Annotated in this window: 12 protein-coding genes and 3 pseudogenes; 4 read left to right on the top strand and 11 right to left on the bottom strand. The window is 68.9% G+C overall.

The genetic code is table 11. From position 1 onward, the window contains the following. Nucleotides 1–319: 319 nt before the first annotated feature. From ACIBCU_RS33705 to ACIBCU_RS33695, 3 genes and pseudogenes are all read right to left on the bottom strand, one after another. The gene (locus ACIBCU_RS33705) at nt 320–2,614 is read right to left on the bottom strand and encodes a glycoside hydrolase family 97 catalytic domain-containing protein (RefSeq protein ID WP_399236096.1); all 2,295 of its coding nucleotides are present in this window, start codon (nt 2,612–2,614) and stop codon (nt 320–322) included. 259 nt (nt 2,615–2,873) lie between these two features. Further along, nucleotides 2,874–5,159: pseudogene (locus ACIBCU_RS33700) on the bottom strand (family 43 glycosylhydrolase); the annotation flags it as partial. Nucleotides 5,160–5,453: 294 nt separating this feature from the next. Beyond that, nucleotides 5,454–6,883 (bottom strand): annotated as a pseudogene (locus tag ACIBCU_RS33695) (glycoside hydrolase family 43 protein). A 577-nt stretch (nt 6,884–7,460) separates the two neighbouring features. Between ACIBCU_RS33695 and ACIBCU_RS33690 the strand changes: the two are divergent. The 4 genes and pseudogenes from ACIBCU_RS33690 to ACIBCU_RS33675 all read left to right on the top strand — a co-directional run. Further along, nucleotides 7,461–7,586, top strand: a pseudogene (locus ACIBCU_RS33690) (AbfB domain-containing protein); the annotation flags it as partial. 669 nt (nt 7,587–8,255) lie between these two features. Next, nucleotides 8,256–10,562: a beta-L-arabinofuranosidase domain-containing protein gene (locus ACIBCU_RS33685; protein WP_399236094.1), complete on the top strand. Its 2,307-nt coding sequence runs from the start codon at nt 8,256–8,258 to the stop codon at nt 10,560–10,562. A 164-nt stretch (nt 10,563–10,726) separates the two neighbouring features. Beyond that, on the top strand, nt 10,727–12,142 hold the full coding sequence (locus ACIBCU_RS33680) for a non-reducing end alpha-L-arabinofuranosidase family hydrolase (protein ID WP_399236091.1): 1,416 nt from the start codon (nt 10,727–10,729) through the stop codon (nt 12,140–12,142). Nucleotides 12,143–12,230: 88 nt separating this feature from the next. Continuing rightward, on the top strand, nt 12,231–13,877 hold the full coding sequence (locus tag ACIBCU_RS33675; RefSeq protein WP_399236089.1) for a glycoside hydrolase family 27 protein: 1,647 nt from the start codon (nt 12,231–12,233) through the stop codon (nt 13,875–13,877). Between the two features lie 153 nt (nt 13,878–14,030). Here the strand turns inward: ACIBCU_RS33675 and larE are convergent, their stop codons facing one another. The 8 genes from larE to ACIBCU_RS33635 form a co-directional block, all read right to left on the bottom strand. Then, a complete protein-coding gene (gene larE, locus ACIBCU_RS33670) occupies nt 14,031–14,867 on the bottom strand; it encodes an ATP-dependent sacrificial sulfur transferase LarE (RefSeq protein ID WP_362941373.1) in 837 nt (278 codons plus the stop codon). Beyond that, complete coding sequence (larC, locus tag ACIBCU_RS33665) at nt 14,857–16,053, bottom strand: nickel pincer cofactor biosynthesis protein LarC (protein ID WP_399236086.1); 1,197 nt, start codon at nt 16,051–16,053, stop codon at nt 14,857–14,859. The genes larE and larC overlap by 11 nt, the downstream gene beginning before the upstream one ends. Beyond that, on the bottom strand, nt 16,050–16,772 hold the full coding sequence (gene larB / locus ACIBCU_RS33660; protein ID WP_362941367.1) for a nickel pincer cofactor biosynthesis protein LarB: 723 nt from the start codon (nt 16,770–16,772) through the stop codon (nt 16,050–16,052). The genes larC and larB overlap by 4 nt, the downstream gene beginning before the upstream one ends. Further along, on the bottom strand, nt 16,769–18,046 hold the full coding sequence (larA, locus tag ACIBCU_RS33655; RefSeq protein WP_399236084.1) for a nickel-dependent lactate racemase: 1,278 nt from the start codon (nt 18,044–18,046) through the stop codon (nt 16,769–16,771). The genes larB and larA overlap by 4 nt, the downstream gene beginning before the upstream one ends. Continuing rightward, nucleotides 18,043–18,939, bottom strand: a complete 897-nt coding sequence (locus ACIBCU_RS33650; protein WP_362941361.1) for an amidohydrolase family protein — start codon at nt 18,937–18,939, stop codon at nt 18,043–18,045. The genes larA and ACIBCU_RS33650 overlap by 4 nt, the downstream gene beginning before the upstream one ends. Beyond that, on the bottom strand, nt 18,936–19,928 hold the full coding sequence (locus ACIBCU_RS33645; RefSeq protein ID WP_399236081.1) for an aldo/keto reductase: 993 nt from the start codon (nt 19,926–19,928) through the stop codon (nt 18,936–18,938). The genes ACIBCU_RS33650 and ACIBCU_RS33645 overlap by 4 nt, the downstream gene beginning before the upstream one ends. After that, nucleotides 19,928–20,779, bottom strand: coding sequence for a fumarylacetoacetate hydrolase family protein (locus ACIBCU_RS33640; RefSeq protein WP_362941355.1), 852 nt, complete (start codon nt 20,777–20,779; stop codon nt 19,928–19,930). The genes ACIBCU_RS33645 and ACIBCU_RS33640 overlap by 1 nt, the downstream gene beginning before the upstream one ends. An 82-nt stretch (nt 20,780–20,861) precedes the next feature. Then, on the bottom strand, nt 20,862–21,575 hold the full coding sequence (locus ACIBCU_RS33635) for a FadR/GntR family transcriptional regulator (RefSeq protein WP_362941352.1): 714 nt from the start codon (nt 21,573–21,575) through the stop codon (nt 20,862–20,864). Nucleotides 21,576–21,648 lie beyond the last annotated feature (73 nt).

Genomic DNA, 21,648 nt, shown 5'->3' with positions numbered 1-21,648 from the left:
TAGACCCGCTGAGGGGTGCTCACTCCAGAAGACCCCCCTGTATTTAGCTTCCCCCCCCCCCCCCCCCCCCCGACTCTCGCCGGGGCTGTTCGGCACCGCCGCACGGAGCTGACGGCGCCGCACCACCACACGCGTCCAAGGACTCGGCCGCCTGCCGCGCGCCGGCCCGCAAGCGGCGCGCGGTAGGCGGTCGTGGCGCCCGGGCTGCCCGAGGACCTCGGGCAAACGGCATGTCACCGCAGCCGTCACGGCCATCGCCGTCCCCGGGGCCGTGGTCCTCGACCACGGCCCCGGCGCAGGGTTGTTCGCCAGTGCTGCACTACTGAATGGCTGGCTTGTTCAGCGGCGAGGAGACGGTGAACATCTGGTGGTCGGCGCCGTCGAATGGGCGTTGCTCCAACTGGTCGCTCTGGGCGTTGCCCGCGGTGAGGTAGAGACCGCTGTGCTGGTTGAGGAGCCGGACACGGCCGTTGCCCGCGTCTTCCGCCAGCCATTCGTCGTTGGTGTTCGCGTTGGCTTCGTAGGTGTACTGGATGGCCTTCGCGCCCGCGTCGCGGGACGCGTACCGGATGACGACGTCCCTGCCACTGGCCTGGTTGACGATCCGCGTGTATCCGTCGTCCAGGGGCACGAAAGCGAAGCGCTGGTTGGCGCCGCCGGTGCCGGGCCAGCGGATGATCGCGGCGTCGTTCGCGAGGCTTCCTCTCTTCACGTCGAGTACGTGGCTGCTGCCGGTGATGGTCACCGTGCGGTTCCCGGTCGGGATGGCCGCGACTCTGGTCAGCTTGACCGCATGGCCGCCGTGGGCGACCGCCGGGACGCTCAGTGTGTCGCCGGCCCGGATGACCTTGCTGGTGCGGGTCAGGCCGTCGGGGCCGTCGGTGGTGATCTCCGCGTGCCAGGTGCCGGAGTCGAGGAACGTGGTCGGGTAGCTGATGGTGGTGGCCTCGCCGCGCCTGAGCGCGCCGACGAACCACCGGTCGCCGCTGCGGCGCGCGATGACCCCTCCGGTGAGCGGGTCGCCCGAGACGTACTTCGTCTCGTCCCACACGGTCGGCAGCATCCGCAGCCACCGCTGTGCCTCGGGACGGGCCTCATAGTCCGAGATGCGGCTGCCGGGCAGCATTATGCCGCTGTCCAGGAGTACGCCGAGGGCGAGTTCGGCGGCGTCGCTGTTCGGGTTGCCCTGCTGGAAGCTCATCGGCGAGTAGTCGGCCGGGCCGAGTAGACCGCGCGTGAACGGGAGCGCGGCCACGTGCCCGATGTTCCGGCCACCCGGGTATTCCTCGCCCCGGACGGCCTCGCTGGTCAGCACGTGCGGCCAGGTGCGGTGGACACCGACGGGCAGGCGCGAGCCGTGCAGATCGACCATCAGCCTGTAGCGGGCGGTGTCGGCCAGGGTCGCGTCGTACCACTGCTGACGGGCCTGGGTATCGGAACCCATGAAGTCCATCTTGACGCCGACGACACCCCACCGGGTGATCTTGGTGAACTCGGCCTCCCGCTCGGCGGCGGTGTCCAGATCCTGCCAGTGGTACCAGAGCATGATCCGCACGCCTCGGTCCCGGGCGTAGGCCACGAGTTCGGGAATGATCGCCTGGTTGGCCTTCCACCCGTCGTCCACCAGGAGATAGGGCCAGCCCTGCGAGGAGGCGTAGTCGGCCCACTTCTTGAGCTTGGTCAGGTCGCCCTGGGTTTCGGTCATGCCGTCAAGCCACGGCCACGCGGCGACACCCGGTTTGATCCACGAGGTGTCGGACATCTTCGACGCGGGCGCGACGTCGTCGACCAGGGTGGACTCCACGACCGTCGCCGTGCTGCCGATGGCGGCGGTGCGCCACGCCGTGGCGAACGCGCCGGATCGCACGATCTGCGCGTCGGCCAGCGCGACATTGAACCGGCCGGTGCCCTGGACGTGGGTGAACCGGGCACCCGAGTAGCCGCCGTCCACACCGGACTCGGCGAGCAGCACCCGCGCGCCGTTGGTCTGCTGGGCGAACACGCCCATGTCGTAGGAGCCCGTCGCGACGTCGGCGACCTCGGAGGTCGCGTAACCCTTTTCGTGATCGGCACTGAACTCCTGCCGGGACAGCTGGGTGTCGGCCGGCAGCTCGAACGACGTCGCCTCGCGCAGCACCGTCGCACCCGACGGCAATTCGTAGCGCAGCGCCATGCCATCCGCGGACGTGCGGACGTGCACGGTCAGCCGCGATGAGCCCTTCGCGAACACCAGTCTCGTCTCGGTCGCCGTCCGGGTCCGGACGCGGGACTTCCCCGCTTCGACCTCGTAGGTGTACGAGACGGGCGCATCTGTGCGGCTGACGAACTCCAGTCCGGTGGTGAAGTCTGCCTGGCTGGTCACCAGCCCGATCGGAGCGGGTATCAGGGCATGGCGGCAGTCCCAGGTCGCGCCGAGCGAGAGGGCGCCGTTCGCGTCCAGCGCCACGGCGGCGCGCACGCCGTCACAGCCGGTCTGTCCAACACCGGGCTGGACCGAGGTCCAGCTCCCCGGCGCGGCGGCGGATGCGGGCGTCGCAGTGACCGAGCCCATGACGGCGAGGACTGCGGCGGCCGTACCGGCGGCTCGAATCCCGGTTCGTTGGAGGAGTTTCATGCGGCCTTCCGGGTGGTTGCGGGTAGTCCGGTGCGGATCGCTCGCGCCGGGAATGGCAAGGGGACTGCCTTTACATCCCCTCACTGCCAAGAAACAGCGCACCCATACAGCCCTGGGAGTTACCCCGCTGCAGGGCTTACGGCCCGGCTTTTAATGGGATGTCTGGCATCAGTTGGGTGAGTCGACTGACATGCCCTCGGGCAGGCCGGTGGCCCGCGGGGCTTCGCTGTGCGGGCCACCGGGTGAGCGAGGGAATCGATCAGGCCAAGGGGTTGACCGCAGTGAAGGAACTGTCGGCGCGGAAGGTGGCGTCGTCCTGATGGAGGTCGATGCGCAGTTCGTAGTCGTAGTGACGGAGGTAGCGGCCGGGGTAGTTGTACGATTCCAGGCTGACCGAGCCGGCGACAGAACCCTGCCGGGCGCAGTAGGTGGCGTCCTTGTTGAAGATCGTCGTGCCGTTGCTCGCGTCGAAGCGGACCCGGTAGTCCAGGTGGCGCAGGTAGCGGCCGGACGCGTCACGGAACGAGTAGCAGTCGGAGTCGGCCAGGCCGGGGACGATGGTGAAGGTGGCGCTCTGCTTGACCGCCGTGGTGCTGGAGGACGTCACCGGGTCGATGTAGCCGCGGCTGTCCGGCCGTACGACTGCGTAGCGGCCGGGGAAGTTGACGGACCGGAGCGAGCGGGTGGTGTCCGTCGGCAGGGTGGTGCCGCCTGTGACCGGGTCGATGCTGGTCAGGGTGGGGACGACCTTTTTGATCAGGCCGCCGGCGTCGAACTCCATCGTGTCGATGGTGGTTTCGCGGTGGGTGCCGTCACCGCCGGGGACGGCGAAACGGTGGTAGGCGATGTACCAGTCGTCGGTGCCGGGCACCTGGATCACGGAGTGGTGGCCGGGGCCCTTGATGCCGAGCGAGAGGTCCTTCTCCAGGATCACGCCTCGTTTGGTCCAGGGACCGGTGGGGGAAGGGCCGGTGGCGTAGGCGACGCGGTAGTTCTCGTCCCGTGTGTCGTTCTCCGACCACATGAGGTAATAGGTGCCCTTGCGCTTGATGACGAAGGTGCCCTCGCGGTAGCCGCTCGGGGTGATGTCGGTGACCTTCGAGGCGTCGAAGGAGACCATGTCGTCGTTCAGCGGGACCACGTACGCCCGGCCGTTGCCCCAGTACAGGTACGACTGGCCGTTGTCGTCGGTGAAGACCGCCGGGTCGATCATCTGGCCGGGGTGGGCTCCGCGGGCGATCAGCGGCTTGCCCAGGGGGTCCGTGAACGGGCCGGTGGGCGAGTCGGAGACCGCGACGCCGATGTTCGTGTCGGCGGAGTAGTAGAAGTAGTACTTGCCGTTCTTCGCGGTCATCGTCGGGGCCCAGGCCCGGCTGTTGGTCCAGCTGACGTCAGGGCCGAGGTCGAGGATGACGCCGTGGTCCCTCCAGTGGACCAGGTCCTTGGAGGAGTACGCCTTGAACTGAGTACCGCTCCAGTCTGCGAAGCCGTCGGTGGTCGGGTAGATGTAGTACGTGTCGCCGAAGCGGACGATGTTCGGGTCGGCGGTGAGCCCCGGCAGGACCGGGCTCCTCATGACCAACGCCTCGACCGTCCAGGTGCGCTTCGTCCCGTCGGAGCCGGTCACGTCGTACGTCACGGGGTCGGTGAAGTCGCGTGGGGTGCCGGAGGCCGGGCTGATGGACGCGCCCCGGGCGAGGGTGAACTGCGGGGCGAGCGCGGTGACATCCGTGCCCTCGTTCACCGGTAGCGTGATCTTGCTTTTGGCGTCGTCGATGAGGGCGTCGGTCTTCAGCGAGGGGTGGGCGGCCGCCGCGATGCCCGCGGTGTTCCCACTGAGTTCGAGGACCTCGCCGGGCGCCAGCGCGCGGTTGTAGACCCGGAAGTCGCGCATCTTGCCCTTGAAGAGCTTGTCACTGGTGAAGACCGACTTGCCGATGTAGTTGGCCGTGGTGGTGCCGGACCCGATGGAACCGGGGGTGATGGTGACCGACGTGTTGCGGGCCACCTCCACCCCGTCCTGGTAGAGGACGCCCGTGTTGCCCGTCTGGGTGTAGGTGACGTGCTTCCAGACCGAGCGCTGCAGTGCGCCCGAAGCGGCGGTGTTCTGCTCGGTGGACGGGCTCCCGGAGGTGATGGAGGTCCGGAACGAGTTGCCGGTGGTGAAGAGGTACCCGTTGCCGGCGTCGTTGCTGGTGTTGCCGAAGCCGTAGAGGAAGTAGGGCGTGGCCTGGGCGGCGTCGATCTGCACGTCCATCGAGACGGTGATCGAGTTCATGCCGCTCATGATGTTGTCCGGCACCTTGATGTAGGTGCCGGACCCGCTGAACGTGAGCCCTTCACCGGAACCCGACCAGCCCGCGGTGCCGTTCACGGTTCCGTTCCTGCCGTTGCCCGAGGTGGCGTCGAGTTTGTACCAGAGAGCCAGGCCGTCGGTGATCTCCGCCGCCTCGGCGGAGGCCGCCGGGCCGACGACGCCCACCAGAAGTGAGACGGCGGCGGCCACGGCGGCCAGAGCGCCCTGACGGAATCTCCGGCGGCGCTGAGGTTCACGTTGTGCATGGGTTCACATCCCCTGAAGAAGACATGGCTGTTGCAGGGCGGGCGAGGTCTCGGCCAAGGTGCCGGCACCCGGCCCATAACGCCGTGGCGAATGTGTTCGGCGAGCATGCTCACGCTGCAAGACGGGCGGCACCGACGCGGCGGGGGCCGGCGGCCCCGCCGTGCTGCGCATCGGTGCCGGCCCGTCGGACCGGTACGCCCTGGACAAGGCCAGGGCGGTGCGCGAGCGCAGCCCGCCTGGCCGGAGCCGGTGCGGCACGTCCTTGTCGGCGTCAGGTCAGTTCGTGACGCGGAAGGTGGCGTCACCGCGTTCTGCCGCGGTGGTGATGGGGTCGAGGCGGAGCTGGTAGGCGTAGTGGCGGATGTAGCGGTCGGGGTGGTTGTAGGCCTGGAAGGAGGACCATGTGGCGTCGGCGAGCCCGGCGACCTTGCGGAAGGTGGCGTCCGCGGCGAACTGGGCGGTCCCGTCGTTGCGGACCAGCTGGAAGTCGTATCCGGTGTGCCGCAGGAAGTACCCGCGGTAGTTCACGGACTCGAAAGAGACGGTGCCCGAGCCCGCCAGCCCGGGCCGCAGCCGGAACTGGGCGTCGTCGCCTGTGATGTTCTGGTCGATGCGCACGTCGAAGGTGGCGTGCCGCACGTAACGGTCCTGGAAGTTGTACGACTGGAGCCGCTTGGCCGGGATGTCGCTCCAGCGGGCGAGGACGCGGGACTCCTCGGCGGCCGTCAGGTTCAGGATCGAGCCGTGGCGCTTCTTGGTGGCGCCCATGCTGTAGCTGCCCGGCGCCGGGACCTGGTAGGTGCCGGAGGCTGAGAGGTTGGTCGTCGTGACCGGCATGTATCCGCGTCCTGAGGCGTACTGGTCGAGGTAGAGCGCCCACTCGTTGCGGTCGCGGAACTTCATCCACATCGGGCCCTCGACCTGGGAGCCGGTGAGGCCGATGCCGGAGAGGTTGCCAAGGTTCGTCCAGGTGCCGAGGATCGAGTTGCTGCCCTCGAGGGTGATCTGGCCGTCACCGGAGGCCCGCACGTAGCGGTGGCTGCCGACGCCGGTCGGCATCTCGACGATCTGGGTGTCGATGATTTCCTGCATGCCGGGGCGCTCGATGTAGGTCTGCGGGGTGGTGATGGAGCGGAAGTCGCTGGTGTGGGCGTAGTGGATGCGGTGCTTCTTCACGCCGTGGACGGGCTTGTTCGTCGCCCAGTACAGGACGTAGTCGTTGGTCTCGGGGTTCCAGATCGCTTCCGGTGCCCAGGCGTTACGCCCGTCGGGGACCGCGCCGGCGACGTTGAGCAGCCACGGCTGCGACCAGTTGATCAGGTCCGTCGACTCCCACACCACCAGGTTGCGGCTGCCGTTGTTCACGGCGGCCTCCCAGTTCTGCCCGCAGCTGATGCACAGGTCGGTGGCGATGATCCAGTACTTGCTGCCGTCGGGAGATCTCACGAGTGCGGGGTCGCGCACCCCCTTCGTACCGACCGTGGAGCGGAGGGCTGTTCCGCCGCCGTTGAGCTCGGTCCAGTTCAGGCCGTCCTTGCTGTACGAGAAGTAGATCTGCTGGTTGTTCGAGCCTTCCCCGATGAAGTGTGTCATCAGGTAGCCCGGGTCGGCGGCGGCCGCCCGGTCCGGTGTGATCAAGCTTGGGATGTGAAGAGCATGCAGGCGGCGAGCAGTATCGCCGAGAGCCGGGCGCGAAGCGCGGACATCTACATCTCCTGTCGTTCTGCTGGAGCCACCCAAGGGGGAGGGCACATCGGGGTGGCGGGGGAAGCTCGGTCTCGATGTTGGCTGGACGGGACCGGCTGCCGCGCGACGAGGCAGGGGGCTGGCTGAATCCGGGTGACGGCCTGTCTGCCGTGCGCGGTGCGCTTCGACGTGGGTGACGGCGGGCCTGGGCACGCGGTGCCGGTGCGTTGTGGTGACGGCTCGTGAGGTGAGGTCCCGGTGTATCCGAGTGGGGCGGTCGCAGGCGCGGGGCCGGCCGGGCGGTTTCGGTTCGAGCGCGCGTGGGCGCGGTCCGGCGAAACGGTCTGCGGTTCCTTCGGCGCCTGCGCCGCGTTGCACCTCCTGTCCTCGTACGGCTCCTGTTCCTCGGCCGGGGGGAGCCTTCCGTGGCCGACTCCCCGTCCGCCGAAGCGAGTTGTTCGATAAATCGAACGATGTTCGTAAGGTCGGTCAGACGTTAAGTGGGGGAAGTGGGAAGCGTCAATACGTCCGGCAGCAGTGGTCCGCAGAACCTGAGAAGGCGGGTCGCGGTCGGCGGATGCGCCCCGCTTCGACAGCAGCAACGGCACCGCCGTCTTCAATCAGGACGCCACCTACTGCGCCCGCCCCGGCAGCACATCCGGCTCCGTCCGCCTCGACGTTCCGCGCCGACGGCTCCTTCACGGTGGTCAGTCCTGGGCCTGACCTGGCCGACCCAACCCCCTGCCGTGCCGTCACGGAACCCACCCACGGCAGCCCGGCCTTCTGTCGCCCCGAACGGGCTACTACAGCTGCGTCCGACGGCCTCGGAGACGAGGAACTTCATGCCACCGCAACTCTCCAGGCGCGCTGGGCGCGGTCGCACCCGGCGGCTGGGCTCTCGCACTCCTCACACTCCTTCTTGGTACATCCAATGTTCTGACCGGCGGCAGGGCACCAGCCGGACCCGCATTCGGAGGTAGCCAAGTATTTCGTGTCGCAAGACTAGACAGAGGCAACGTTCATAGCCGTTAATCCATCCCATGTATCAGTGGAGAGGGCCGATGGGACCGAGCCCCCGGTGGACTCCAGGCCTCCTTGCCCGGCCGGGCTGCCGCTCGGCCCACAGTCGCCGGTTCCGGGCGGAGTTCCGACGATCGAACAGGACGGGCCACAGTGCCGCATGTGTCTCATGCGCGCATCACTTCTCGCCGACGTGGAGGCCAGGACTGTGGCCGCCACCAACGCGTTTGCTGCGCTGCCGTCGCCCTGCTGGACATATGGCGCCACATCGGCAGCAGACAAGTCCCGGAGGTGCTGCACCCGCCCCCCCGGACATGTGAGCCGACGCGCCAACGACCAAGCTACCGCTCCCTCCTCACCGAAAGGTGCAAGATGGCCTCCTCCGTCAGCAGACGGCGCCTCCTGCAAGTAGCCGGGGCCACCGCAGCGGCCTCTGCCACCGGATCCTTCGTCGCCGCATCTCCCGCCCGTGCGGCCGTCCCTCCCGCAAGGGCCGACATCGGGGTTTCCGCGCGCCCCTTCGCACTCGACCAGGTCCGGCTCACCGCGAGCCGGTGGCTGGACAACCAGAACCGTACGCGGAACTACCTGCGGTTCGTCGATGTCGAACGGCTGCTGTACAACTTCCGCGCCACCCACCGGCTGTCCACCAACGGCGCGGCTGCCACCGGCGGATGGGACGCGCCGTCGTTCCCCTTCCGCACCCACGTGCAAGGGCACTTCCTCACGGCATGGGCGCAGCTGTACGCCGTGACCGGGGACACCGTCTGCCGGGACAAGGCCACCTACATGGTTGCGGAGCTGGCCAAGTGCCAGGCCAACAACAGCGCCGCCGGTTTCAGCGCCGGGTACCTCTCCGGTTACCCCGAGTCCGACTTCACCGCTCTCGAGCAGCGGACCCTGAGCAACGGAAACGTGCCGTACTACACCATCCACAAGACCCTCGTCGGCCTGCTGGACGTATGGCGGCACATCGGCAGCACGCAAGCGCGGGACGTGCTGCTCGCCCTGGCGGGATGGGTCGACTGGCGCACCGGCCGGCTGAGCAGCCAGCAGATGCAGGCCATGCTGCAGACCGAGTTCGGCGGCATGAACACCGTGCTGACCGATCTCTACCAGCAGACAGGCGACGCGCGGTGGCTCACCGTCGCCCGGCGGTTCGACCACGCCGCGGTGTTCGACCCCCTGGCGTCCGGCCAGGACCAGCTGGGCGGACTGCACGCCAACACCCAGGTGCCCAAGTGGATCGGAGCCGCCCGGGAGTTCAAGGCCACCGGCACCACCCGCTACCGGGACATCGCCACCAACGCCTGGAACTTCTGCGTCACCTCGCACACCTATGCCATCGGCGGCAACAGCCAGGCGGAACATTTCCGCGCCCCGAACGCCATCGCCGACTACCTGAAGCAGGACACGTGCGAAAGCTGCAACACCTTCAACATGCTCACTCTCACCCGGGAGTTGTTCGCACTGTACCCGAGCCGGGTCGCGCTGTTCGACTACTACGAGCGGGCATGGCTGAACCACATGATCGGCCAGCAGAACCCGGCCGACGACCACGGCCACGTCACCTACTTCACCCCGCTCAACCCGGGCAGCCGACGCGGTGTCGGCCCGGCATGGGGCGGCGGCACCTGGAGCACCGACTACGGCACCTTCTGGTGCTGCCAGGGCACGGGCCTGGAGATGCACACCAGGCTGATGGACTCCGTCTACTTCCGCAGTGACAACACGCTGATCGTGAACCTGTTCGTGCCCTCGGTGCTCAACTGGTCGGAGCGCGGAATCACCATCACCCAGACCACGTCATACCCTGTCAGCGACACCACCACCCTGCAGGTCACCGGCAGCGTCAGCGGAACCTGGGCGATGCGCGTCCGCATCCCGGGCTGGACCACCGGGGCCACCATCAGCGTCAACGGCGTCGCGCAGAACATCGCCACCACGCCCGGCAGCTACGCCACCCTGAGCCGCTCGTGGGCCTCCGGCGACACGGTCACCGTCCGCCTGCCGATGCGGGCCGTCATGCGAGCGGCCAACGACAACGCGAACGTCGCCGCGATCACCTACGGCCCGGTGGTCCTGTCCGGCAACTACGGCAACTCCTCGCTCAGCTCCCTCCCGTCGCTGAACACGTCATCGATCACACGGACCAGCAGCAGTTCGCTCGCCTTCACCGCCACCGCCAACGGCTCCACCGTCAACCTGGGCCCGTTCCACGACGCCCACGGCCACAACTACACCGTCTACTGGAGCACCACCGGCAGCGTCCGTCTCGTCAACGTGGGCAGCGGTCTCCTGCTGGGCATCCAGAACATGTCCACGGCCGACGGTGGCCGCGCTCTGCAGTGGTCGGACAACGGCACCGCCGACCACGACTGGTACATGATCACCGACGGAACCGCGGTCCGCTTCCGCAACGCCCACAGCGGCAAGGTGCTCGGCGTCATGAACATGTCCACGGCAGACGACGCGACCGTTCTGCAGTGGTCGGACAGCGGGACCGCCGACCACCGATGGACGCTGCTCGACCAGGGAGACGGGACCTACAAGATCCGCAACGAGAACAGCGGCAAGTTGCTCGCCATCGCGAACAACTCCACCGCTGTCGGAGCGTTCGCGGTCCAGGACCCGGACGACGGCACCGCCGACAACCGGTGGCGCATCGTGAGGAACTGAGATCCGCTCCGGAAGCGGATCGTGGTTGCTCTCCGCCCTTCCGCTCGTCCGACACTTCGACCCTCGTTCGATATCACGAACGCGGGGCGGGGTCAGAGCGCATAACAGTCCTGACAGCCCCTGACGGAGCCAACCGGAAATGCTCACTCAAGAAACGAGACCCCATGAAGAAACGTAGTTTCAGCCTCAGGCATCTGACCGTGGTGCTCGCGGCCCTGGTCGCTTCGGCGGCGACGCTCGTCGCCAACCCGGCTCAGGCGGCCACCAGCGGCGAATTGCGCGGCGTTGGTTCCGGCCGGTGTCTCGATGTGCCCGGCGCCAGCCAGACCGACGGCACGAACCTGCAGATCTGGGACTGCACGGACGGGACCAACCAGCAGTGGACGCTGACGGACAACAACCAGCTGACCGTGTACGGCAACAAGTGCCTCGATGTTCCGGGCCACGCCACCACGGCCGGTACCCGGCCGGTGATCTGGTCCTGTAACGGCGGTACGAACCAGCAGTGGCGGCTGAACGCCGACGGCACGGTCGTCGCCGTGGAGTCCGGGCTGTGCCTGGACGTCAGCGGCGGCGCCACAGCCAACAGCACGGCGGTGCAGCTGTGGAATTGCAACGGCGGCAGCAACCAGAAGTGGACCGGTCTGACCGGGACGCCGCCGCAGGGCGGCACGTGTGCTCTTCCGTCGACGTACCGGTGGTCCTCGACCGGTCCGCTGGCGCAGCCGGCGAACGGGTGGACCTCGCTGAAGGACTTCACCACCGTGACGTACAACGGCAAGCACCTCGTCTACGCGACCACCTCGAACGGATCGTCGTGGGGTGCCATGACGTTCCGTCCCTTCACGAACTGGTCGGACATGGCGTCGGCCGGCCAGACCGCGATCAGCGGGTCCGCGGTGGCGCCCAAACTGTTCTACTTCGCGCCCAAGAACATCTGGGTACTGGTCTCGAACGGGTGGGGTACCGCCTGGACCTTCACCTACCGCACATCCAGCGACCCGACCAACCCCAACGGCTGGTCCGCGCCGCAGGAGCTGTTCACCGGCAGCGTTTCCCCAGGCGGCCCGATCGACCCGACCATGATCGCCGACGACCACAACATGTACCTGTTCTTCGCCGATGACAACGGCGGCATCTACAGGTCGACCATGGCGCTCGGGAACTTCCCGGGCAGCTTCGGCTCGTCGTACACCAAGATCATGAGCGACACGAAGGAGAGACTGTTCGAGGCGCCGGAGGTCTACAAGGTCCAGGGTCAGAACCAGTACCTCATGATCGTTGAGGCGATGGGCGCGAACGGCCGCTACTTCCGCTCGTTCACGGCCTCCAGCCTGAACGGTTCGTGGACCCCGCAGGCCGGCAGCGAGAGCAGCCCCTTCGCGGGCAAGGCCAACAGCGGCGCCACTTGGACCAGGGACATCAGCCACGGTGACCTGGTCCGCAACAACCCCGACCAGACCATGACCGTCGACCCCTGCAACCTGCAGTTCCTCTACCAGGGCAGGGACCCCAGCTCGGACGGCATGGACTACCTGAAACTGCCGTACCGGCCGGGCGTGCTCACCCTGCAGCGCTGACCCGCGCGCACATGATCACAAGCTCATGACCCCGCCGAGCAGGCCCGCAAAGCAGCTTGCGCTTTGCGGGCCGGGAAGGACCCCCTCCATGGTTCCTCTACACAGACGACTGCTGCGTCTCCTTGCGGCCACCGCACTGACGCTCACCGCCTGCGTCACCGCCTCAGGCGGCACGACCGCCGAGGCTGCGCCGGGCAGCCCGGCGCTCACCCCGCCGATGGGCTGGAACAGCTGGAACAGCTTCGGCTGCGGGATCACCGAGGCTCAGGTCCGCGAGGCCGCCGACGCGATGACGTCCTCGGGCATGAAGGACGCGGGCTACCAGTACGTCGTCGTCGACGACTGCTGGTTCGACCCGCAGCGCGACCCGTCGGGCAACCTGCGGGCCAACCCGACCAAGTTCCCCAGCGGCATGAAGGCGCTCGGCGACTACATCCACAGCAAGGGCCTGAAGTTCGGCATATACCAGGCGCCGGGCGAGCGCACGTGCGCGCAGGGCGTGGGCACCTACCCCGGCTCCACCGGCAGCAAGGGCCACGAGGCCCAGGACGCCGCCATGTTCGCCTCATGGGGCGTCGACTACCTCAAGTACGACTGGTGCTCCTCCACCGGCACCCTTAACGAGCAGATCGCACAGTTCACCATCATGCGCGACGCCCTGCGCGCCACCGGCCGGCCGATCGTCTACAGCATCAACCCCAACAGCTTCCACACCCCCACCGGCGACACCTACAATTGGGGCCAGGTCGCCGACCTGTGGCGGACGACCGAGGACCTGCTCGACGTCTGGCAGAACAACAACACCAACAGCTACCCGATGGGCGTCGGCAACGTCCTGGACGTCACCGCACCGCTGGCCGCTCAGTCGGGCCCGGGACACTGGAACGACCCCGACATGCTCGTCGTCGGCCGCCCTGGCCTGTCACTGACCGAGTCCCGCTCCCACTTCGCTCTGTGGGCCCTCATGGGCGCCCCGCTCATGGCCGGCAACGACATCCGCACCATGTCAGCCGACGTGAGCGCTATCCTGCGCAACCCGCGTCTGGTGGCGGTCGACCAGGACCCGCGGGGCGCGGGCGGACGCAGGGTGCGCGACGACGGCGACACCGAGGTGTTCGCCAAGCCCCTGTCCGACGGCTCGGTTGCCGTGGGCCTGTTCAACCGCGGAGGCAGCACCACGACCATCACCGCGGCGGCCGCACAAGTCGGCCTCACCGGCGGACCGTTCACCCTCACCGACCTGTGGACCGGCGGCACGTCCAGCACCTCCGGCCAGATCTCCGCGAGCGTCCCCGCGCACGGTGTCGCCGTCTTCAAGATCACCGGCGGCAGCCCCCTGGCCGCCGCCACCGCCCGCCTGCGCGGCAACGGATCCGGCCGCTGCCTCGACGTTGACAGCGCCTCCACCGCGGCCGGGATCAAGACGCTGATCTGGGACTGCCACACCGCCGCCAACCAGCTCTGGACCACCTGGGCCGGCGGCGAGATCCGCGTCTACGGCGACAAGTGCCTGGACGCTTCCAGCCAGGGCACCACCAACGGCACGCCGGTCATCATCTGGCCCTGCAACGGCCAGAACAACCAGAAGTGGGCCGTCGGCTCCGACGGTTCGATCCGCAACGTCCACGCCGGACTGTGCCTCGACGTCAACGGGGCCGCCACCGCCAACGGGACCCCGGCCATCCTGTGGACCTGCAACGGCCAGAACAACCAGAAGTGGACCACACTCCCGTAACCCGCCACCCCTGCCACCGCGCAGGGAGACGCCCGATCGATTGAGGGCAGTCCCACGACAGCAGGCCAAGCTGCGGGGACTGCCCTCCGCTACCGGGACCGGGACTTCGAGCCCGTCGCCGCAGTGGCACCCTCGTGACTTCCAAGCACGCACTCAACTCCCATATGTTGACTCCCCGTTTAGCCTTCCCGACTTGAACGGTCCGACCTCTACGGTCGATCCCGTGAACCCCGCACGGGCCAGAAGGCCGGCAAGGTCTGCCCTTCCCCGTACCCGGGCGACGAGTGGCGTGTCGACCTCGATGCGTACGGCGTCGCCGAGGTCACGTACTCGGAGGTCCGTCGCACTCAGCCCCGCCGAGTCCAGCGCGGCGCGCAGTGCCTGTTCGGCGCGGTCGATCCGGGCCAGGCGGTGCGGGGTGACTTCCAGGCCGTAGCGGACCCGGCTGGCGAGGCAGGGGGTCGCGGGCTTCTCCCAGGTGGGCAGCTGCCAGCGCCGGCTCAGGCGACGCACGTCCGCCTTGGACAGGCCGCTGTCGCGCAGCGGGGTACGGATTCCGCGTTCCGTGCCGGCTCGGATGCCGGGCCGGTTGGGGTCCTTGACATCGTCCGCGTTGGTGCCCGTGGCCACTTCGGTGAAACCGTTGGTCCGGGCGAACCGCACGATGGTGTCCAGGACTTCGGACTTGCAGAAGTAGCAGCGGTCGGGGCCATTGGCTCGATAGCCAGGTTGTGACGTCTCCTGGGTTCGCACGGTGTGGTGTGTGGCCCCGAGTCGCCCGGCGTGCTGACGGGCCAATTCGAGTTCACCGCTCGCGAGGCTCTCCGAAACCGCGGTGACGGCAAGGACGCGATCCGGGCCGTGTGCACGGACCGCGGCGGCGAGGACCAGTGCCGAGTCGGCACCGCCCGAGTACGCGACGGCCACGGGGCCGATGTCTCGCATCTGCTCCAGCAGGCCCGCGGCGAGGGATTCGACGTCAGTGGTCATGGTGGTGGTCCTCCGCGAAGGGACATCGGTGGGCCGGCGCGGTCGCCGTCAGGTGCAGGGCTCTGGCGGCGACCGCCTTCAGCGGCACGCCGAGCAGGCGCGCCGCAGCGGCCACGTCCTCGTACTCGGGTTTGGCACCGTGCGGGCCGTGTTTGATCCGCACGGGGTGCCCGTCGATGTCCACGGTCTCGAAGTGGCGCGGTACCGCGGTGCGGGTGGCGCCGGTGCGGCGGACTCCGAGGGTTCCGGTCTCGGCGAGGACGAGCTCCCGCAGATCACGTTCCGTGTCGTGCGTGGCGAGTACGTGCAGGACGTGGGCGGGGCGCCCCTTCTTCATCACGGCGGGCGTGACCCAGGCGTCCAGGGCTCCGGCGGACAGGGCCTGGTCGATCGTGTGCCCGAGGAGTTCGCCGGTGACGTCGTCCAGATTGGTCTCCAGGACGATCACGGGCTCCTCGCTCACGCCGCCCGGGAGGACAGGCTTGCCCAGCGTCACGGAAGCGACGTTGGCCCGGTCCTGCAGGCACCGGGTGCCCGCCCCGTAGCCGGTGGGGCCCAGCGTCATGAGCGGCGGTGGACCGTAGCGAGTGCCCATCGCCTTCAGGAGCGCGGCCGCCGTCGGCGTCACCGTCTCCCCCGGTATGTCGGTGCCGGTCACGATCGCGCCAGCGAGAAGTGCCAGCGTCGCCGGGGCGGGACAGGGCAGTATGCCGTGTGCCGCGCGGACTCGGCCGTGACCGAGGGGCACTGGCGCGCAGACGACTTCGGTGACTCCGAGCACGTGCAGCGCGGCGGCCGTCCCGACGATGTCGACGACCGTGTCGTGTCCGCCCAGTTCGTGGAGATGCACCTCGGCCGGGCTCGCCCGGTGCAGTCGTCCCTCGGCCTCGGTCATGGCGGTGACCGCCGCCACCGCGAGGGCCGCGACCGGCGGCGGTGTGGCGCGGGAGACGAGTTCCAGTACCTCCGCGCCACGTCGTTCGTGTGCGGTGTCCGTGACGCGCACGTCCACGTGGAGGGCGGCGAGGCCGTGGTCGGTGACGCGTCCGGCGGTGAGTTCCCACCCGGTCAGTCCGGTCGAGGCGACGGTGGCCCGCACCTGGTCCAGCGGGGCGCCGGCGTCGATGAGCGCGGCAAGCAGCATGTCGCCGGCCAGCCCGGTGAACGGATTGATCCAGCAGATCATGCGTCCGCTCCTCGAACGCGGTCCGCGCTCCTGGCGATCCGGTGCGCCGCCATCGCGGCGGCGAATCCGGAGTCGATGTTGACCACGGTGAGTCCGGCGGCGCAGGAGGTGAGCATGGCGAGGAGGGCGGTGACTCCGTCGAGGGCGGCGCCGTAGCCGGTGGCGACGGGGACTGCGACGACCGGCGCACTCACGATGCCGCCGACCACGCTGGCCAGAGCCCCTTCCATGCCGGCCACGACGATGACCGTGTCGGCCGTACGCAGCCGGGGGCGTTCGGCGATGATCCGGTCGAGCCCAGCGACTCCGACGTCGTGGATGGCGGCCGTGTCCAGGCCGATGGCCGCACAGACTGCGGCGGCCTCGACGGCAACGGGCCGGTCGGCCGTGCCGGCCGCGACGACCAGGACGCGGAATGTCCCTGCCGGCGCCGGCCGCCACACGAGCAGTCGGGCCTCGGCGTCGTACGTGCCCCCGTCGACACCGTCGAGAACCTCGTCAGCGGTGTCCGGGGCGATGCGGGTCGCAAGGACCGGCCCCACATTGTGTGTGAGCAGACCGCCCACGACGGCGGCGATCTGCGCAGCGGTCTTGCCCGGCCCGTACACGACCTCGGGCAGGCCCTGCCGCTCCTCCCGGGCGAGGTCCACCCGGGCAAAGCCCAGATCGAGGATGCCGCGGGGCTGTCCCTCGGTCCACTGACGGGCAGAGACGTTCATGCGCGTCCTTCCAGGTACGGGATGGTCATCGGCCCCTCCGGCAGGACACACAGGCGAGCCCCCGGCCCGGCCTTCTCCAGGGCCTCGGCGACCGTGGCTTCGATGTCCCGGGTCTGCTCCAGGTGGGCGGCGGCCAGGTCGCTGTCGCTGAGGTAGGAGGTGTGCATGACGACCCGGCAGTCGCTCTGGATCCGGGCCTGGATCTGCACCTGCCACTGGTCGGGTTCGGTCGGCGGACGTGCGGCGATGCGCTCCAGGAGCGCCCTCGGCGAGGAGGCCGACGAGAGGACCTCGCGGTACGAACCGTGGTCCGGGAAGCCGTCCTTGCACTCGGCCGCGCAGACGATGGTCCCGCCTGAACGGACCACCTGGTGTGCGGCGGACATCCCCTTGACGGCCTGGTAGAGATTCTGGTCGAGGGGAAAGCCGGAGTTGGTGGTGACGACCACGTCGAAAGGGGCAGGCACCGGGCGCATGGCCATCTTCCTGGCGGCGGCCGTCGCGGCGGCATGCATGGCCGGTAGATCGCCGCCGAAGGCCGCCACGATGTCCTTGTCCCGGTTGAGCACCACGTCGAGGGAGAAGTCGACGCCGGTGGCCTCGGCGATGGCCCGGACGTCGTCGTGCACGGGATTGCCGTGGACGATGCCCCAGGTGGCGCGGGGGTCGCCGATGCGTGTCGCGTCGTGCAGGACGAGCACCGTCTCCAGTGCGGCGAGTCCGGGCGCGACCAGCTTCGGCCCACCGGAGAACCCGGCGAAGAAGTGCGGCTCGACGAACCCCGTCGTGATGCGGACGTCCGCCTCGACCCACGCGCGGTTCAGCCACACCGGCACGTCCTTGCCGTACGTGCCCATCCATACCAGCTGGTTGCGATCGCGGGCATCGTGGTTGACGATCCGTACGGTGTCCACCACTTCCTCGCCGAACATCCCGCGCAGCTCCGCCTCGCTGTTGCCGCGGTGGGTTCCCGTGGCGACCAGGATCACCACGTCCTCCGTGCGGACGATTCCGTCGAGTTCGTCGAGGACGGCCGGGATCATCAGATGCCGCGGCTGGGGACGGGTGCCGTCGCAGGCGGAGATGGCCACGGTCTGGCCGGGCCGTACGCGCTCGCGCAGGGGCGGGCCGGCGACGGGGTCGCGGAGCGCCGTGCGCAGCGTGCCCTGCGCGTCGGCCGCCGCCGGGTGGTGCACGGGCTCCACCACGATGGTGCGGCGGGGGTCGATGTCCAGATCGAGTCCGGACTGCCCGTAGGCGAGTCGGACTTTCATGCCTGCTCCTCGTTCATGTGATGGGCTTCCAGCTTGTAGGCGCGTACGGCGGTTCCACCGAAGACGTCGGTTCGCTCGGCTGCGGTCAGCGATGCCGTCAACTCGTCGGCTGCCGAGACGACTTGCTCGTATGTCGCGTGGGTCAGGCAGACCGGCCAGTCGGAGCCGAACATCAGTCGCGTCGGCCCAAAGGCGTCGAGTACGGCCTCGGCGTACGGCCGCAGGCCTTCCACTGTCCAGGTGTCCGCGTCGGCCTCGCTGACCATGCCGGACAGCTTGCAGTGGACGTTCGGTTCGGCGGCCAGTTCGCGCAGGTGCACCGACCAGGGCTCAGTGTGTCCGGACGCGATCGGTGGTTTTGAGAGATGGTCGAGTACGAACGTCAGGTCGGGCAGGGCCCGGACGGTGTCGATGGCCGCGGGAAGCTGGTGCGGCAGGGTGAGCAGGTCGTAGGCGAGCCCGGCATCGGCGATCGTCCGCAGACCGCGCCTGACCTCGCGGCGGCAGAGCCAGTTCGGGTCCGGTTCGGACTGCACCAGGTGCCGTAGGGAGACGAGGCGAGGGCCGCCCGGACGGGAACGCATCGCAGCGAGGGTGTCGGGCAGGCCGGGTGAGACGAGGTCGGCCCAGCCGACCACCCCCGCGACCGTGGCGGAGTCCGCCGCCAGGTCGAGGAAGTCGAGCGTCTCGTCCGGGTCGGGGAGGACCTGGACGAGGATCGTGCGGTCGATTCCCGCTTCCTTCAGATGCGGGAGGAGATCATCGAGCGTGAAATCACGTTGGAGGGAGTGCGTTGCCAGGGTGTCCAGCCAGTCGTGGTTCCGGGCCACAGGCGACCCCGGTGTCCCGGGCCGGACGCGCCAGAGGTGGTGGTGGGCATCGATTCTCGTCACCACTCCCCCTCCAGGGCCGCGTCGAGTTCGTCCCACAGTCCTTCGGGGATCACGGTCGCCGCATGCGCCGCGTTCTGCGTCACCTGGTTCGCGTCCCGAGCTCCGACGACGACACTGGTCACCCCCGGATGCCGCAAGGGGAACTGGAGAGCCGCCGCCGCCAGAGGCACCCCGTAAGCGGAGCAACGGGCGTCGAGGGCCCGCACCCGGTGCAGGACCCCCTCCGGGGCGGGGCCGTAGTTGTAGTTCGCCCCCGCCGCGGGGGCGGCGAGTATCCCGCTGTTGAAGACGCCTCCGGCGATGACTCCGACCTGCCGCTCCACGCAGGCGGGCAGCAGATCGTCCTCGGCGCCCCGTTCGAGGAGCGAGTAGCGGCCGGCGACGAGCACGCAGTCGATGTCGGTCTCGGTGACGAACCTCGTCAGCATCCTCGTCTGGTTCATGCCGGCGCCGATGGCCTGCACCGCGCCCTCGTCGCGCAGCCGGGCCAGGGCGGGGTAGGCGCCCTTGACCGACTCCTCCCAGTGGTCGTCGGGGTCGTGGATGAGGAGGATCCCGAAGGAGTCGAGACCGGACCGCTCCAGGCTCTCCGCGAGGGAGCGGTAGACGCCTTCGGGGGTGTAGTCGTGTACACGGACGACGTCCGGCGGGGCTCCGTAGAAGCCGTCCGTCCCGTCCTCGCAGCGGCCGGGGACGAGCAGGCGGCCGACCTTCGTGGAAATACTGAACTCGTCACCAGATGCGGACTGTTGGCCGAGGAAGGACCCGAGTCGGCGCTCCGCGAGTCCTGCTCCGTAGTGGGGCGCGGTGTCGAAGTAGCTGATCCCGGCCTCCCAGGCGGTCGCCAGGGCCTCAGCGGCCTGGGCGTCGTCGACCGGCGCGTACAGTCCGGCCAGTGGCGCGGTTCCAAGACCAAGCCGGCTCACCCGCGCCTGCGAGCGGCCGAGCGGCACCCGTTCGGCGAACCAGGGCTGCGGAGCGCCGGTCATCAGGCCGCCCCGAGCACGTGGCGCTGACGGCCGAGGTGGTCGATCTCGACCTCCACCACGTCGCCGGCCTTGAGGAAGGGGATGTGGTCCGCGCCCATGGCGACGCCGGCCGGCGTACCGGTGTTGATCACGTCGCCGGGCTCCAGGACCATGAACTGGCTCAGGTACCAGACGATGTGCCGCACGCCGAAGATCATGTTCTTGGTGTGGCCGTTCTGGCGCTGCTCACCGTTGACCCAGAGACGCAGTCCCAGTTCCTGCGGGTCACCGACCTCGTCGGCGGTGACGAGCCACGGACCCAGCGGGTTGAACGTCTCGCAGGACTTGCCCTTGGTCCACTGCCCGCCGCGTTCGGTCTGGAAGGCCCGCTCGCTGACGTCGTCGGATATCGCGTAGCCCGCGATCACCGCGTCGGCGTCCTCGGGAGAGTGCAGATAGCGTGCGGTGCGCCCGATGACGACGGCGAGTTCGACCTCGTAGTCCGTCTTCTCGCTGGTGCGCGGCACAAGCACGGTGTCGTCGGGGCCGATCACGGTGTTGGCGGCCTTCATGAAGAGGACGGGTTCGGGAGGCGGCTCGGCGCCCGTCTCCTCGGCGTGGTCCACGTAGTTGAGGCCGACGCACACGACCTTGCCCGGCCGGACGACGGGGGCGCCGATCCGCCGGTCGGCGACGTCGGTGCGTGGCAGCAGGCCCTCGGCCAGGGCCGTGCGGGCACGCTCCACGCCGCCGTCCGCGAGGAACGCTCCATCGATGTCGGCGGTGAGCGAGGTCAGGTCGTATGCGGTGCCGTCGGAGTCGAGGACGACGGGACGCTCAAGGCCCACGGGGCCGGTACGCAGGAATCTCATGGATGTTCCTTACTGACGAGTTGACGGGCGCGTGGCGGACAGGCGATGTCGGCCCGTAGGCGTGTGCGTGAATGCGGATCGATTAGGCGCGCGGGATGTACGGCGGTGCGTCATGGGCCGGGTCCATGTGCTCGCGCAGCCACTGTTCGGTGGTGCTGACATGCAGGAGGGCGGCGGCCTGCGCGAGGGTCGCGTCGCCCGCGGCCAGTGCGTGGTAGATCGCCTCGTGTTCGGCGACTGTGGGGTCGGCGGCGTTGTCGTCCACCATGCCGCGCCACACCCGGGCACGCAGCGTCCGGCTGGAGATCCCGTCCAGCAGGGCGGCGAGGGTGGAATTACCGGTGGCTGAGACGACTGCCCGGTGGAACGCGGCATCGTGCTCGAGGAGCCGCTCCACGTCGTCGCGGGCCGCCCGCATCGCGTCCAGCTGCCGCTCGACCTCTCCGAGCTCCGAGGCCGTGATACGGGACGCGGCGAGCCCCGTGGCTACCGGCTCGAACAGCCGGCGCACCTCGGTGAGTTCCAGCATGGTGTCCCCGCGCAGCAGTTCCACCGCGGAGCCGACACCGCCCAACAGCACCTCCGGTTCGAGGCTGGTCACATAGGTACCGTCGCCCCTTCGGATCTCCAGAACACGCGCAACGACAAGCGCCTTCACCGCCTCCCGCATCAGATTGCGGGAGAGCCCCAGGTCAACGGCGAGTTGCTGCTCGGGGGGGAGCTTGTCACCCGGCCGGAGCGCCCCGGTCTGGATGAGGTCCCTGATGCGGTCGATGGCCTTGTCGGTCAGTGACATGAACGAAATCTCCCTGCTTGTCGCATCGGCGGCGGCATCGTAGCAATACATCCCATCACCAAGGAAGAGGTGG

Source organism: Streptomyces sp. NPDC051064 (assembly GCF_044455985.1).
GTDB lineage: Bacteria > Actinomycetota > Actinomycetes > Streptomycetales > Streptomycetaceae > Streptomyces.
The sequence above is the reverse complement of the archived record's forward strand: the minus strand, read 5'-3'. Positions and strand labels throughout refer to the sequence as shown.

What these genes read in the sequence shown, in the direction of transcription:
- larB (WP_362941367.1), bottom strand. Translation starts at nt 16,772, where the DNA reads ATGAACGTCTCTGCCCGTCAGTGGACCGAGGGACAGCCCCGCGGCATC.
- larC (WP_399236086.1), bottom strand. Translation starts at nt 16,053, where the DNA reads ATGATCTGCTGGATCAATCCGTTCACCGGGCTGGCCGGCGACATGCTG.
- ACIBCU_RS33680 (WP_399236091.1), top strand. Translation starts at nt 10,727, where the DNA reads ATGAAGAAACGTAGTTTCAGCCTCAGGCATCTGACCGTGGTGCTCGCG.
- larE (WP_362941373.1), bottom strand. Translation starts at nt 14,867, where the DNA reads ATGACCACTGACGTCGAATCCCTCGCCGCGGGCCTGCTGGAGCAGATG.
- ACIBCU_RS33635 (WP_362941352.1), bottom strand. Translation starts at nt 21,575, where the DNA reads ATGTCACTGACCGACAAGGCCATCGACCGCATCAGGGACCTCATCCAG.
- ACIBCU_RS33640 (WP_362941355.1), bottom strand. Translation starts at nt 20,779, where the DNA reads ATGAGATTCCTGCGTACCGGCCCCGTGGGCCTTGAGCGTCCCGTCGTC.
- ACIBCU_RS33645 (WP_399236081.1), bottom strand. Translation starts at nt 19,928, where the DNA reads ATGACCGGCGCTCCGCAGCCCTGGTTCGCCGAACGGGTGCCGCTCGGC.
- ACIBCU_RS33685 (WP_399236094.1), top strand. Translation starts at nt 8,256, where the DNA reads ATGGCCTCCTCCGTCAGCAGACGGCGCCTCCTGCAAGTAGCCGGGGCC.
- larA (WP_399236084.1), bottom strand. Translation starts at nt 18,046, where the DNA reads ATGAAAGTCCGACTCGCCTACGGGCAGTCCGGACTCGATCTGGACATC.
- ACIBCU_RS33705 (WP_399236096.1), bottom strand. Translation starts at nt 2,614, where the DNA reads ATGAAACTCCTCCAACGAACCGGGATTCGAGCCGCCGGTACGGCCGCC.
- ACIBCU_RS33675 (WP_399236089.1), top strand. Translation starts at nt 12,231, where the DNA reads ATGGTTCCTCTACACAGACGACTGCTGCGTCTCCTTGCGGCCACCGCA.